The following is a 13,212-nucleotide window of genomic DNA, read 5'->3' as shown; positions in this document are numbered from 1 at the left end:
CCACGGGCCGCTACCCCGGACGCAAGCGCCCCCGCAACGGGAGCCGTCAGGCCGTCAGACCGCCAGACCGTCAGGTTCAGCTAGCCCATGCGCCCGACAACAGGCCGTCAGCGTATTGGCCAACAGACAGGCAATGGTCATCGGCCCCACGCCGCCCGGCACAGGCGTGATCGCGCCTGCGACCTCGGCGCAACTCTGCGTATGGCAATCGCCCACAAGCCGGGTCCGGGTCGCATCCTCGGGATGGGCGACGCGGTTGATCCCCACATCGATTACCGTGGCGCCGGGCTTGATCCAGTCGCCCCGGACCATCTCTGGGCGGCCGACGGCCGCGACCAGAATATCGGCGCGCCGACACACCGCGCCCAGATCGCGGGTCCGCGAATGCGCGATCGTGACCGTGCAGCTTTCCCCCAGCAAAAGCTGTGCCATGGGTTTGCCCACGATGTTGGACCGGCCCAGCACCACCGCCTCCATCCCCGACAGATCACCATGATGATCGCGCAGCATCATCAGACAGCCCAGCGGCGTGCAGGGCACCAGCGCCTTTTGCCCCGTGCCCAAAAGCCCCACATTCGAGATGTGAAAGCCGTCCACATCCTTGGCCGGGTCGATGGTGTTGATGACCTTGGCCGCATCCACATGGGCCGGCAACGGCAATTGCACCAAGATCCCATGCACCGCAGGATCGGCATTCAGCCGCGCAACCAGCGCCAGAATTTCGGCCTCGGGCGTGGCGGCATCGAGCTTGTGCTCATGGCTCGCCATGCCGGCCTCGATTGTCTGAATGCCCTTGTTCTTCACATAGACCTGGCTGGCCGGATCCGTGCCCACCAGCACGACCGCCAACCCGGGCACGATCCCGTGCCCGGCCTTGAGTGCCGCGACATGGGTCGCCACCTGCCCACGCACCTTGGCTGCAAAGGCTTTTCCGTCCAATATCGTCGCGGCCATGCCCTGATCCTTCATCTTTCCCGAAATACGCATGCCGACACCCGCCGACCCGCACAGCCCATCGGTCTGGGCGCCCGGGCCGCCCGGGGCGGCACGCGCGGCGGCGGGGGTTCGATGCCCCCGCCGCCGCGCCCCCCTTGCCTAGAACAGCCCCTCGATCAGGCCTGCATCATTGAGCCGGATGGTTTCCGACGCCGGAACCTTGGGCAGGCCGGGCATGGTCATGATCTCGCCACAGATCGCAACGACAAACCCCGCCCCCGCCGACAGCCGCACCTCACGCACGGGGATCACATGGCCCTCGGGCGCACCACGCAGGTTGGGATCGGTCGAAAAGGAATACTGCGTCTTGGCCATGCAGACCGGCAGATGCCCATAGCCCGCCTCTTCCCAGGCCTTGAGCTGTGCACGCACGCCTGCGTCGGCGGTCACGGACCCTGCGCGATAGATCCTGGTCGCGATGGTCTCGATCTTGGCCATCAGCCCCATCTCATCGGGATAGAGCGTGCGGAAATCGGCGCTGCCGCCTTCGGCCAGCTCCGCCACCCGCCGCGCCAGATCCTCGATCCCCGCGCTGCCCTCGGCCCAGTGCTTGCACAAGATCGCCTCGGAACCCTGCGCCGCGACATAGGCTTTTACCGCCGCGATCTCGGCCTCGGTGTCGCCCGCGAAATGGTTGATGCCGACGACAACCGGCACGCCAAAGCTTTTGACGTTCTCGATATGGCGGCCCAGATTGGCACAGCCCGCCTGAACGGCCGCGACATTCTCGGCCCCCAGATCGGATTTTGCCACCCCGCCATTCATCTTCATCGCGCGCACGGTCGCCACGATCACCACCGCGTCGGGCGCAAGGCCTGCCTTGCGGCATTTGATGTTCATGAACTTCTCGGCGCCCAGATCGGCACCAAACCCGGCCTCGGTCACGACGAAATCCGCCAGCTTCAGCGCGGTCTTGGTGGCGATCACGCTGTTGCAGCCATGCGCGATATTGGCAAAGGGCCCGCCATGCACAAAGGCGGGGTTGTTTTCCAGCGTCTGCACCAGATTGGGCTGCATCGCATCCCTGAGCAGCACGGTCATCGCCCCGTCGGCCTTGATGTCGCGGCAATAGACCGGGGATTTGTCGCGGCGGTAAGCCACGATCATGTCGCCCAGACGCCGCTCCAGATCGGCCAGGTTCTCGCTCAGGCACAAGATCGCCATCACCTCGGAGGCAACGGTGATGTCAAAGCCCGTCTGGCGCGGAAATCCGTTCGACACGCCCCCCAGCGACACGACGATATCGCGCAGCGCGCGGTCGTTCATGTCCATCACGCGGCGCCACACGACGCGGCGCTCATCGATGCCCAGCGCATTGCCCCAATAGATGTGGTTGTCGATCATCGCCGACAACAGATTGTGCGCGCTGGTGATCGCATGGAAATCGCCGGTGAAATGAAGGTTCATCTCTTCCATCGGCACGACTTGCGCATAGCCACCCCCCGCGGCCCCGCCCTTCATGCCGAAATTCGGGCCAAGGCTGGCCTCACGGATGCAGATCGCGGCCCGCCTGCCGATGCGGTTCAGCCCATCGCCCAGACCCACGGTCGTCGTGGTCTTGCCCTCACCCGCGGGCGTGGGGTTGATCGCGGTCACAAGGATCAGCTTGCCATCGGGCCGCCCCGCCAGCCCGGTGATGAAATCCTGCCCGATCTTGGCCTTGTCATGCCCATAGGGCACAAGCGCCTCGGTCGGAATGCCAAGCCGCTCGCCGATGGCTTGGATCGGGTGCTTCTTCGCCTCGCGGGCGATTTCGATATCTGTCTTGAAGGCCATGTCAGGCGGGCTCCCTTCCCACATGCGGGCGTGATCTGTCGCTTTTGGCTATAGCGGGTGCGATCCGCATCGTGAGGACCGATTGCGACACATTCGCGGGCTCAATCGCCACGCGAGGTTTCCGATCCGAAACGGCTGTGATCAACCGACGTCTTTTCGCGCCTGGTGCAGATGCGGCCAGACCGGCTGGTCGGGGATATGCAGGCGCAGCGTCGACCCCAGGGCGATCACCCCCTCGCGTTCGACCCATGCGGTCACACCGCGCCGTCCCTGCGCCGCGCGTTTGAAGCGCGCGCCCTTGCCGGGATGGCGCGCCTCGATCGGTTTGGCAGGCAGCGTGCAGGGGCGGTTTTCCATGTCGATGGTCAGCGTGGTGCCGCTGGCCTCGTCTTGCAGCCGCGACGACGGCGGCACATGGGAAAAATCGGGGATGCCCCGGATCACCATCGAGGCGCCCAAAAGTGCCGGATCCAGCGCCGCGATCCCCATCTCGGCGGCGATGGCATCCAGATCCTCGGCCGACAGGATCGACAGTTGGCGGGTGTTGCGGATCGGCGTGCCGCGCTTGTATTGCGCCAGCACCCGGCTGTCGGAGGGGCGCGTCAGCCCCGCCCGGCTTTCCCGCACATGCCCCGCGAAGGTCAGCACCATTTCGCTCAAGGCTTGGGTTTCCAGCGCGGCATCGCGGTCGGGGTTCACACCCAGCCATGTGACGGTGGCGGTATGGTTGGTAGGGATCAAGGCGGGCATGGGCGGCATCCTGTCATCGGTTGGCCCATCTCACCAAAGGCAAGGCATGGGCGCAACCCGCAAGCTGCAGTTTGGCGCAAAGGAAAAAGGCCCCCAACAGGCGGGGGCCTTTTCAGTAATTTCGGGGCACAGATCGATCAGGCGCTGGGTTCGGGTTCCATGTCGCCTGCGGGCTTTGATTTGGGCTTGAGCTTGGGGATCGCCGTGATCGATGGCGTGCCGCCGCCCGAGCGGGTGGTGGTGTCGCCGCTGTCATCGCCCTTGTTCAGCGCTTCGCCGTTTATCACCTTCTGGATCTCGATGCCGGTCAGGGTTTCGTATTCCAGCAGCCCTTGCGCCAATCGCTCCAGATCGTCGCGCCTTTCGGTCAGGATGCGCTTGGCGGTCTCATAGCCTTCGTCGATCAGCGCCTTGACCTTGTCATCGATGATCTTTTGCGTCGCCGCCGAATGGTTCGTGCCGCCCCCGTAAGCGCCCAGATAGGATTGCTGTTCATTGGCGTAGTCGACATAGCCCAGCTCTTCGGCATAACCGAACTGCGTGACCATGGCGCGCGCGATGCGCGACACCTGCTGGATGTCGCTGGCCGCGCCCGATGTCACCATGTCCTTGCCGAAAACCAGTTCCTCGGCCACGCGCCCACCCATCGCCATGGCGATCTTGGAGGTGTATTTGCGGTAGCTGACCGAGAGCTGGTCGCGTTCGGGCAAGGACAGCACCAGACCCAGCGCGCGACCGCGCGGAATGATGGTGGCCTTGTGGATCGGGTCGTGCTCGGGAACGTTCATGCCAACGACCGCATGGCCGGCTTCGTGATAGGCTGTCAGCTTCTTCTCATCCTCGGACATGACCATCGACCGGCGCTCAGCGCCCATCATGACCTTGTCCTTGGCATTCTCGAAATCTTCCATGGTCACGAAACGCCGGTTGATGCGTGCGGCCGCCAATGCCGCCTCATTCACCAGGTTGGCCAGATCGGCACCCGAAAAGCCCGGCGTACCGCGCGCGATGATGCGCAGATCGACATCGGGGCCCAAAGGCACCTTGCGCGAATGCACGCTCAGGATGCGCTCGCGGCCCTTGATGTCGGGGTTGGGCACCTGAACCTGACGGTCGAACCGGCCGGGGCGCAGCAATGCGGGGTCCAGCACATCGGGGCGGTTGGTGGCCGCGATGATGATGATGCCCTCGTTTGCCTCGAAGCCGTCCATCTCGACCAGCAACTGGTTCAGCGTCTGTTCGCGCTCATCATTGCCGCCGCCATAGCCCACGCCGCGCGACCGGCCCACGGCGTCGATCTCGTCGATGAAGACGATGCAGGGCGCGTTCTTCTTTGCCTGTTCGAACATGTCGCGCACGCGGCTTGCGCCCACGCCCACGAACATCTCGACAAAATCCGAGCCGGAGATGGTGAAGAACGGCACGCCCGCCTCGCCCGCGATGGCGCGCGCCAGAAGCGTCTTGCCCGTGCCGGGCGGGCCGACCAGCAGCGCCCCTTTCGGGATCTTGCCACCCAAGCGGCTGAATTTCTGCGGATTGCGCAGGAATTCAACGATTTCTTCCAGTTCTTCCTTGGCCTCGTCGATGCCGGCGACATCGTCAAAGGTCACGCGGCCATGCTTTTCGGTCAGGAGTTTCGCCTTGGATTTGCCAAAGCCCATGGCGCCGCCACGCCCGCCGCCCTGCATCCGGTTCATGAAGAAGATCCAGATGCCGATCAGGACCAGCACCGGCAGCCACAAGGACAGCACGCTCAGGAAACCCGATTGCTCCTGCGGGCGCGCTTCGATGCGCACACCGCGATCAAGCAGGATCTGGGTGGTGTTGGCATCAGCCGGCGCAACGGTGCCAAAGGTGCCGTCCGATGTGGTGAATTGAACATTCTCGCCATCCAGCGTTGCCGACAGAACCTGCCCGCCTTGCACCTGAGAGATGAATTCAGAATAGGCCACGCCGCGCTGTGCCACCTGAGTCTGACCACCCGAGAACAGGTTGAACAGGGCCAGTATCAGCAGGAACAAGATGACCCAGAATGCGACGTTTCTCGCGTTGCCCAAGGGGATATCTCCTTACATCCGGGCGTGAAACTCAACACCCGCGTTATGGTGGAAAGATAGAGATGCCGCGCCCGACTTCAATGTGATTCAAGGAACTGGGCGAAATGGCCGCCCCCTGGACGAAACCCGATCACATCGGCCCCCCCAAGACCAAGTGGCCCACAGGTCACAAGCCGGTCGCCGCGAAACAACGCAGGCCAAGCATAAGCGGCACGCGCCGGGGCTGAAACTTGTGTTTTTTCAGGGCGCTGTGCCCATCCGTCAGGCCCAAGCGGGCGCAAGATCAGGCCCGGTTCGGCCAGCGCGCCCAGATGCCAGCGCCCATCCCAGACAAGACCGGCACAGGCGGGCTTTCGCGCATCGGTCAAGGCCGCCCCCTCGCGGGAGAGGCGGATCGCCGCAGCGCCTGGCGTCACATCCACGCCATGCAAGGTGCCGCCACCCCCCGCCAGCACCCGATCAAGCAACGCCTCAAGGGCCTGCGCGCGGGGTCTGTAGGGGGCGCTGGCCACCCATTGCAGCCCGCCCGCCAAAAGCCGCATCTGGCTGTCGCGCTCGACGGCAGCCAGACCATCGCGGTCGATCAGCAGATCGCCGGTCGGCGCGCCATTCACCTGTTCCTCGGTGGCGATCCGCCGGGCAATGTCGGCGGCCCTTGCACGACAGGCTCGGGCAGCACGCGCCATGCGGGCGGCGGTCCGGGCCAGCCCCTCGGGCGCCAGGCCAAGGGCCGCCATCGCGTGGCGCGCGCGCACCCGGTCAAATCTTGGATCGCTGTTGGAGGGGTCATCGACAAACGGCACACGCAAGGTGGTCGCATAGTGGCGCAGATCCGCCCGCGCCTCGCCCAAGAGCGGGCGCAACAGCCACCAGCCGCCCCGCGCATCCGGCACGCGCCGTGCGGCGGCCATGCCCGCCAGCCCATCGACCCCCGACCCCCGCAACAGCTGCAACAGCACGGTTTCGGCCTGATCGTCTTGGGTATGGGCAAAGAGCACATGCGCCAGATCGCGCCGCCATGCGCCGATCAGATCGCGCCGTGCCTGCCGCGCGGCATCTTGCAGATTGCCCTGCCCATCCCAATGCCAGCGCATAATGTCGTGGGCATGTCCAAGCGTGGCACATTCGGCCGCCACCATCGCGGCCTCGGCCCCCGCTTCGGAGCGCAGGCCGTGATCCACGGTCACAACCCTCAGCCCGATTCCCATGACCCGCGCCCAGCCATGCGCAAGCGCCAGCATCGCCATGCTGTCGCCGCCGCCCGACACCGCAAGGCCGATCGCGCGCGGGAAATCGGGGCCCAGACAGGCGCCCATCTGCACGGCAAAACGGCTTTCAAGCGTGTCTTGGTTCACCTGCAGCCCAGACGCCCGCGCGCGGCCTGCGCATCGGCGGTGACAGGATCGGCGGGATAGCGCGACAACACCTCGGACAGGGTCAAACAGGCCTCGTCGCTTTGGCCAAGCTCGGCCAGTGACGTGCCCAGATTGAGCAAGGCCGCAGCCGCGCGTGGCCCCGACGCATCGGCCGTGAAACTGTCAAGATAGGCCCGGGCCGCCCGGTTCCACGCGCTTTGCTGGCCTTCGGCCTGACCGCGCAGGAAATGTGCTTCGGCTGACAAGGGTCCGCCGGGATAAGTCTGGGTAAAGGCATCCAGCAACTGAGCGGCTTGCGCGTAATCTGCCGCCTCAAAGGCCGCACGCGCGCGGTCGAAATCATTCTGCTCGGCCACGGCAAGATTGGCACCACCGCCGTCCGATGGGGGGGCGGTGCCGGCATCCGGCTGCGCCGCCTCACCGCCCAGCGGCGGCTGGGGCGGCAAATCGGCGATGCGGCAATCCGGCGTCAGTTCGCACAGCCGAAACTCCAGATCGCCGATGCGGTTGGTGCCATCGCTTACCACACGGTCGACACGGATCTGCATCGTCTCGGTCGCCGAGGTCAGGCGGCGCAACTCCCCCTCGATGGCATCGACACGGGCAAGCACCGTGCCGTCGCCACCGGTGCCCATCGCGCCGCCCGTCGTGTTCAGCTCAGCCCGAAGGCGTTGCATCTCAACGAAAAGGATGGCCAGTTCCTGCCGGATATCGGCCAGAGACTGCGCCCTGTCCTGCCCCACAGCCACAAGCGGCCAAAGGCCCAGCGCAAGCGCAAGGATCAGGGCGCGGCGCATGGGATCAGACCCCGGCGCCGACCGTCAGCACCGTCACACCGCGACGATTCTGGCGATAGCAGCTTTCATCCGAACAGATCTCGATCGGGCGTTCCTTGCCGTAGCTGATGGTGTTGAGCCGGTTGGCGGCCACACCGCGCGACACAAGGTAATCGCGCACGGCCGCAGCCCGGCGCGCGCCCAGCGCAAGGTTGTATTCCCGGGTGCCCTGTTCATCGGCATGGCCTTCGATCAGGGCTATGAATTCGGGGTTGGTCATCAGCCACTGCGCCTGACCGTCGAGGGTGGCCATCGAGGTCGCATCAAGCGTGGATTGGTCCACCGCAAACAAGATCCGGTCGCCCACAATCTGGTTGAAATACGCGATGGAGCGCGGGTCAGAGACCGATCCAAAGGCGCCAGACGCTTGCGCGCCGTTCAAATCGACGGCGTCATCGCGCCCGAAAAGCCCACCCTGCGAACAGGCGGACAGCGCAAGCGTGGCCGAAAGGATCAGTGCAGAAGCGCGAAGGGACATGGTCATGATGCTCGGTCCTTGTTGTTTTGATCAGCATAGCATGGCCGCACGGCGCGCGTCCATGCGAGGGTGGATTTTATGGCAAGCGCGGCGACCATGACGGGTCGGATGCCATGCCGGGGGTGGCCACACGCTGCAGGTTGCGCCCCGAGATATCGACCGAATAGACGGCAGGCGCGCCATTGGCGCCGGCGGTTTCACGGGTGAACATCAGCACGCGCCCATTGGGTGCCCATGTCGGGCCCTCATCGAGGAAAGAGGCCGTCAACAGACGTTCCTCCGAGCCATTGGTGCGCATCACGCCGATATGGAAGCGGCCGCTTTCTTGCTTGGTAAAGGCGATGTAATCGCCGCGCGGCGACCAGACCGGCGTGCCGTAGCGCCCGCTGCCCTGGCTGATGCGGCGCACCTCGCCGCCACCGGCGGGCATGACATAGATCTGCTGGCCGCCGGTGCGGTCGCTTTCGAACACCATCTGGCTGCCATCGGGTGAAAAGGACGGCGCCGTTTCGATCGAGGGCGCATTGGTCAGCTGGGTGCGGCCGCCGCCATTGACATCCACGCGGAAGATGTCGGTGTTGCCGCCTTGTTCCATGGAAAACACCACAGTGCCGCCATCGGCGGTGAAGCGCGGCGAAAAGGTCATGTTGCCCGCCGAGATTGCCTCGAGGGGGCGGCTTCTGACGCTGGCGACATCCATGACATAGACACGCGGCTGGCCGGATAAGAAGCTGGTATAGATGATGCGGTCGCCCGTGGGGCTGAAGCGCGGCGCCATGACGATGGCGCGGCTGTCGGTCAGGAACTGCACATTGGCCCCATCGTAATCCATCAGCGCCAACCGCTTGAGGCGCGCGTTCTTGGGGCCTTCCTCATGCACAAAGACGACGCGGGTGTCGAAATAGCCCGTCTCGCCGGTGATCCGCTCATAGACCTGATCGGCCACATTATGCGCCATGCGCCGCCAGCCGTCACGCTCGCCCACGAATTGCAGCCCATCACCCAAAGGCTGCTGGCTGAACACGTCGAACAGGCGAAAGCGCACGATCAGGCGCCCGCCTTGCTGTTCCACCTCGCCCACGATCAGGGCCTGGGCATTGATCGCCTGCCAGTCGGGATAAAGGATCGGGGCATCGAAACTGGTCACGGTCGAGATATGCGCGCTGTCGGGAATTTGGCGGAACAACCCGGTCCCGCGCAGATCGGCAGCGATCACACGGGTGATGTCGGCGGCGGCATCGGCGGCGGCGCCGTTGCGCGCGATGAAACCGGGGATCGCAAAGGGCAAGGGTTCGATCACACCTTCGGTGATTTCCAGACGAAGCGGCCGGTTTTGGGCGCGCACCAGCCCGGGCAGGGTCGTGGCCGCAGCCAGCGCCGAGGCGGAACAGATCAGGGAGCGACGGGTCAACATGGATGTACCTCTGGCCACTGGGGGCGGGTCTGACGGGGCATTGTAACAGGGGCGGGCGCGGATTTCATCTCAGACGCATCCCCGCGGGGTTGAAGACAAGTTCGACCTGCTGCCAGTGGTCATAGCTTTCGACAGGCAGGCCATAACCCGTGGCACCACAGCGCAAAATCGCGCGGCGCGCGGTCTCGAAGGCTTGCTGGGCCGCCATCTGCGATCCGCCCTCAAAGGAAATCAGGCGCAACGACCCTTCGACCGGGCGCGCCTCGCGCGTCATGTCAAAGCCCACGATCACGGTGGTGCGCTGTGCCTCGCTGCTGAGCGAACCGACGTTCCAACAGGTTGATACCGCCACCCGGAAGCCTTCGCGCGCACCGGCGGTCAAGGGCGGGCCAGACGGCGCATTGGATGGGGCCGGTGTGCTGACGGCAGAGGCGACCGCCAAGGCGATGGCATCGGCCAAAGGATCGCTTTGCGGCGGCTCTGGCTGGGGGGCCGGATCGGGCGCGGGGGCGGCGGTTTCCACCGGGCGCGGGGGGTCGGGGCGTGTCGGCGGGCGGATCGAGGCCAAGGGGCCAAGCGGGCCGCCTGATGGCGTTTCGGCTTCGGTCACGATGCGCGTCGCGGCCTCTTCGGGGGCGGCCTGTTCTTCGGCCGGGGCGGGTGTTTCCGCCGGGGCGGGCGTGGCCACCTCGGGCGTTGCCTCGGGGGCTATGGCCACATCTTGTTCCGGGGCGGGTGTGGGGACGGGCGCGATGCGGTCGGCCGGGCGCGGCGTGGGCCGACCCGTCTGGGGAAGATCGGGCGCACCCGATGGCGGCGCGGGGGGCGCCAGCGTATCGGTCACCTCACCCGGCGGGGTGGGTTCAGGCTGCGGCGCGGGCTCGGGTGCCGCTTCGGCGGTTTGCGCGGGCGGCTCAGGCAAGGGTGCGGGCTCGGGCAGAGGTTCGGGCGCAGCGGGCGGTTCGGGTTCCGCCGGGCGCGGCGCGGGCGTGATCTCTGCCTCCGGGGCCGAGGTTTGGGCTTGATCGAACATGGCGTCGAACTCGGCGGTCGACACCAATGTGACGCCTGTCACCTCAAAAACAGGATCCGGGCTGTCCTTGAACAAGCCATCGCCCAGCGCGACCCATAGCAGGATCGCGGCGTGAATGGCGGATGAGACGTACAGGGATCGACGCATCCGCTCGCCCCCTCACTCTCCGGCGCCGTTGAGACGCGGGCCACCCGAATCGGTCACAAGACCGATCTCGCGAAAGCCGCCCGCATTCAGCGCACCCATGATGCGCATCACATCGTCATAGGGAATGGCGCCATCGGCGCGCAGGAAAATACGCGTTGATGTGCGCTCGGTCGCGACCGCTTGCAGGCGGGTGATCAGATCGGCCATCGGAACGGGCGTGGTCTGGATCATCACTTGCCCGTCGGGCGCCAAGGTCACGGTCAGGGGTTCTTCGTCCTCGGACGGCAGCGCCTCGGCGGCGGTGTCGGGCAGATCGATGGGCACGCCCACCGTCATCAAGGGGGCGGCCACCATGAAGATGATCAACAGGCACAAGATCACGTCGACAAAGGGCGTGACGTTGATCTCGGACATGGGCTTGAGATTGGCGCGCCGTCCGCGGCCCCTGCGGCGCGATCCGCTGTTGGTTGAAACCGAGACCCCCATCAGTCAAGCTGCCGCGACAAGAGGGTGGAAAACTCGTCCGCGAACCCTTCCAGCCCGCCCACCAGACGCTCGGCATCGGCGCTGAGCATGTTGTAGATGATCACCGCCGGAATTGCGGCCAAAAGGCCAAGACCCGTGGCCAGAAGCGCCTCGGCGATGCCGGGGGCGACGGTTGCCAGCGAGGTATTGCCGGAAATGGCGATTTCCTGAAACGACCGCATGATCCCCCAGACCGTGCCGAACAGGCCCACAAACGGCGCGGCCGACCCGGTGGTGGCCAAAAAGCCCAAACCGTGGGTCCAGCGTTCGCTTTCACGGGCAATGGCCACATCCATCGATCGGTCCACCCGTTGCTGCACGCCGGGGATGAGCGCGCCATCATCCCGCAAGGACCGCCGCCATTCGGTCATGCCAGCCACAAACACCCGCTCTTGGGCGCTGTTTGGCGCATCGGCGATCCGGTCGTACAACTCATCCAGAGGTTCCCCCGACCAGAACGCGGCGTCAAAGGCGGTCGCATTGGCGCGCGCGCCGCGAAACATCTTGACCTTGGTAAAGGTCACGGCCCAGACCCAGACCGAGGCCACGATCAACCCGATCATGACAAGTTGCACCGTAATCGACGCACGGAAGAAAAGCGCAATAAGGGTAAAGTCTGCGTGTGACGCAGCAGCGAGCGTTTCGGTTTCCATAGCCTGTAAACTGTCCTTTGCCCGGGCCTCAAATCGGAACGGGCGCTTTTCGCGCCTCATTAAGGCGACGATATACCAGCTTGAAAGGGGGAATGCGAACACTTCTGTGTCAGCGGCCGACATCCGCCGTGAACGCATCCAGCCCTGCGCGAAGCCCCGCCGCAAGCCGCGTCACGCGCCCTTTGGCGTTGATGACCACAAGCCAAACCACCGCGCGAAACACCAGCGTCTGATCGCGCCAGATTTCTTGCGACAGGGAAAAACCGGCCCCTGTCATCTCCAACAGACGGCTGTGGACCTCAAGTTGATCATCAAAGCGCGCGGGGCTCAGATAATCCGCCTCCAGTCGGCGCACGACAAAGACCAAGCCTGCCGCCTTCAGGGCCACCTGATCGATGCCCGCCGCCCGCACCAGTTCAGACCGCGCGCGTTCGATGAACCGCAGGTAATTGGCATAATAGACGATCCCCGCCAGATCGGTGTCTTCATAATAGACGCGGATGGGCCAGCGATGGGTCATTGCCTCCGCCCCACCCGCGCCGCCAAGCGCAAGCACAGCGCGGGATCGGTCGCGGCCACCGGCAATGCGGGGTCGTAGGCCGCCCGGATCAGATCGGCGATCTGCGGCTTGAGGATCGCGGGGCCGCCCGGTCGCAAGATGGCCAGCGGCGATGCGCCCAGAAAGGCCGTGTCGGACCACAACAGGATCGTCTGCACGATCTGGCTGAGCGCGATGGTTTCCGCCGGGGCCTCGGCCAGCGCGTCATCCATGCGGACAAAGACAAAGCCCGCCTTGATCCCGCCGCCTTCGTCAAAGCGGAACGATCGATATTGATTGGCGCCCACCCCATCCAACCGGACGACCAGAGCGGCCAGATCGGGGATCAGCCGGTCAAGATTGGGGGTTGCGGTCAACTCGGCCCAGTCGCGGATGAAAAACACCATCAGGTTCGCACCCAGTTCCGGGTCGGTTTCCGCCATCTTGTGTCCGGCCAGCGCCACCACCGCCTCGATCGCGCCCTTGAGGATCGAAACAGTCGCATCCTCGACCCCAAAGACCACCGGCACGATGGGCCGCCCCCAGCGGGCAAACAGAAACTGCCCATCCGAGCGGGTGAACAGCGCGGTGATGGCATCGGGCGACAGAGGGGCGAGGGTGGTATCGGTCATC

Annotated in this window: 13 protein-coding genes; all 13 read right to left on the bottom strand. The window is 65.2% G+C overall.

Going from position 1 to position 13,212, the window contains the following annotated elements:
* Nucleotides 1-54: 54 nt before the first annotated feature.
* Nucleotides 55-954 (bottom strand): bifunctional methylenetetrahydrofolate dehydrogenase/methenyltetrahydrofolate cyclohydrolase FolD, encoded by a 900-nt coding sequence (gene folD / locus Q0094_RS08470; RefSeq protein ID WP_297617768.1) that lies wholly within the window; start codon nt 952-954, stop codon nt 55-57.
* Between the two features lie 141 nt (nt 955-1,095).
* Nucleotides 1,096-2,772 (bottom strand): formate--tetrahydrofolate ligase, encoded by a 1,677-nt coding sequence (locus tag Q0094_RS08465; protein ID WP_297617765.1) that lies wholly within the window; start codon nt 2,770-2,772, stop codon nt 1,096-1,098.
* A 141-nt stretch (nt 2,773-2,913) separates the two neighbouring features.
* A complete protein-coding gene (locus Q0094_RS08460) occupies nt 2,914-3,522 on the bottom strand; it encodes an MOSC domain-containing protein (protein ID WP_297617762.1) in 609 nt (202 codons plus the stop codon).
* A gap of 137 nt (nt 3,523-3,659) precedes the next feature.
* Nucleotides 3,660-5,579 carry an ATP-dependent zinc metalloprotease FtsH gene (ftsH, locus tag Q0094_RS08455; RefSeq protein WP_297617759.1) on the bottom strand — a complete coding sequence of 640 codons (1,920 nt, stop codon included), beginning with the start codon at nt 5,577-5,579 and terminating at the stop codon, nt 3,660-3,662.
* A 77-nt stretch (nt 5,580-5,656) separates the two neighbouring features.
* On the bottom strand, nt 5,657-6,934 hold the full coding sequence (tilS, locus tag Q0094_RS08450; RefSeq protein ID WP_297617756.1) for a tRNA lysidine(34) synthetase TilS: 1,278 nt from the start codon (nt 6,932-6,934) through the stop codon (nt 5,657-5,659).
* Nucleotides 6,931-7,752, bottom strand: a complete 822-nt coding sequence (ybgF, locus tag Q0094_RS08445) for a tol-pal system protein YbgF (RefSeq protein ID WP_297617752.1) — start codon at nt 7,750-7,752, stop codon at nt 6,931-6,933. The genes tilS and ybgF overlap by 4 nt, the downstream gene beginning before the upstream one ends.
* A 4-nt stretch (nt 7,753-7,756) precedes the next feature.
* Entirely contained in the window at nt 7,757-8,269 is a 513-nt protein-coding gene (pal, locus tag Q0094_RS08440) for a peptidoglycan-associated lipoprotein Pal (RefSeq protein ID WP_297618242.1), read from the bottom strand.
* A 76-nt stretch (nt 8,270-8,345) separates the two neighbouring features.
* Nucleotides 8,346-9,683, bottom strand: a complete 1,338-nt coding sequence (gene tolB / locus Q0094_RS08435; protein ID WP_297617749.1) for a Tol-Pal system beta propeller repeat protein TolB — start codon at nt 9,681-9,683, stop codon at nt 8,346-8,348.
* A gap of 64 nt (nt 9,684-9,747) precedes the next feature.
* Entirely contained in the window at nt 9,748-10,863 is a 1,116-nt protein-coding gene (locus Q0094_RS08430; protein WP_297617746.1) for a hypothetical protein, read from the bottom strand.
* A 12-nt stretch (nt 10,864-10,875) separates the two neighbouring features.
* Nucleotides 10,876-11,349, bottom strand: coding sequence for an ExbD/TolR family protein (locus Q0094_RS08425; RefSeq protein WP_297617742.1), 474 nt, complete (start codon nt 11,347-11,349; stop codon nt 10,876-10,878).
* Entirely contained in the window at nt 11,349-12,041 is a 693-nt protein-coding gene (tolQ, locus tag Q0094_RS08420) for a protein TolQ (protein WP_297617739.1), read from the bottom strand. Before tolQ ends, Q0094_RS08425 begins: the two co-directional genes overlap by 1 nt.
* 109 nt (nt 12,042-12,150) lie before the next feature.
* Entirely contained in the window at nt 12,151-12,561 is a 411-nt protein-coding gene (gene ybgC / locus Q0094_RS08415; RefSeq protein WP_297617736.1) for a tol-pal system-associated acyl-CoA thioesterase, read from the bottom strand.
* A complete protein-coding gene (locus tag Q0094_RS08410) occupies nt 12,558-13,211 on the bottom strand; it encodes a hypothetical protein (RefSeq protein WP_297617733.1) in 654 nt (217 codons plus the stop codon). Before Q0094_RS08410 ends, ybgC begins: the two co-directional genes overlap by 4 nt.
* Nucleotide 13,212 lies beyond the last annotated feature (1 nt).

The organism is uncultured Roseicyclus sp. (genome assembly GCF_937892565.1).
In the GTDB taxonomy this organism is placed as follows: Bacteria; Pseudomonadota; Alphaproteobacteria; order Rhodobacterales; family Rhodobacteraceae; genus Roseicyclus.
This window is presented reverse-complemented; position numbering and strand designations above follow the sequence as displayed.

Bases quoted from the DNA above. Each gene is read 5' to 3' on its own strand.
- folD (WP_297617768.1), bottom strand. From the start codon at position 954: ATGGCCGCGACGATATTGGACGGAAAAGCCTTTGCAGCCAAGGTGCGT.
- Q0094_RS08465 (WP_297617765.1), bottom strand. From the start codon at position 2,772: ATGGCCTTCAAGACAGATATCGAAATCGCCCGCGAGGCGAAGAAGCAC.
- Q0094_RS08460 (WP_297617762.1), bottom strand. From the start codon at position 3,522: ATGCCCGCCTTGATCCCTACCAACCATACCGCCACCGTCACATGGCTG.
- ybgF (WP_297617752.1), bottom strand. From the start codon at position 7,752: ATGCGCCGCGCCCTGATCCTTGCGCTTGCGCTGGGCCTTTGGCCGCTT.
- pal (WP_297618242.1), bottom strand. From the start codon at position 8,269: ATGTCCCTTCGCGCTTCTGCACTGATCCTTTCGGCCACGCTTGCGCTG.
- tolB (WP_297617749.1), bottom strand. From the start codon at position 9,683: ATGTTGACCCGTCGCTCCCTGATCTGTTCCGCCTCGGCGCTGGCTGCG.
- Q0094_RS08430 (WP_297617746.1), bottom strand. From the start codon at position 10,863: ATGCGTCGATCCCTGTACGTCTCATCCGCCATTCACGCCGCGATCCTG.
- Q0094_RS08425 (WP_297617742.1), bottom strand. From the start codon at position 11,349: ATGGGGGTCTCGGTTTCAACCAACAGCGGATCGCGCCGCAGGGGCCGC.
- tolQ (WP_297617739.1), bottom strand. From the start codon at position 12,041: ATGGAAACCGAAACGCTCGCTGCTGCGTCACACGCAGACTTTACCCTT.
- ybgC (WP_297617736.1), bottom strand. From the start codon at position 12,561: ATGACCCATCGCTGGCCCATCCGCGTCTATTATGAAGACACCGATCTG.
- Q0094_RS08410 (WP_297617733.1), bottom strand. From the start codon at position 13,211: ATGACCGATACCACCCTCGCCCCTCTGTCGCCCGATGCCATCACCGCG.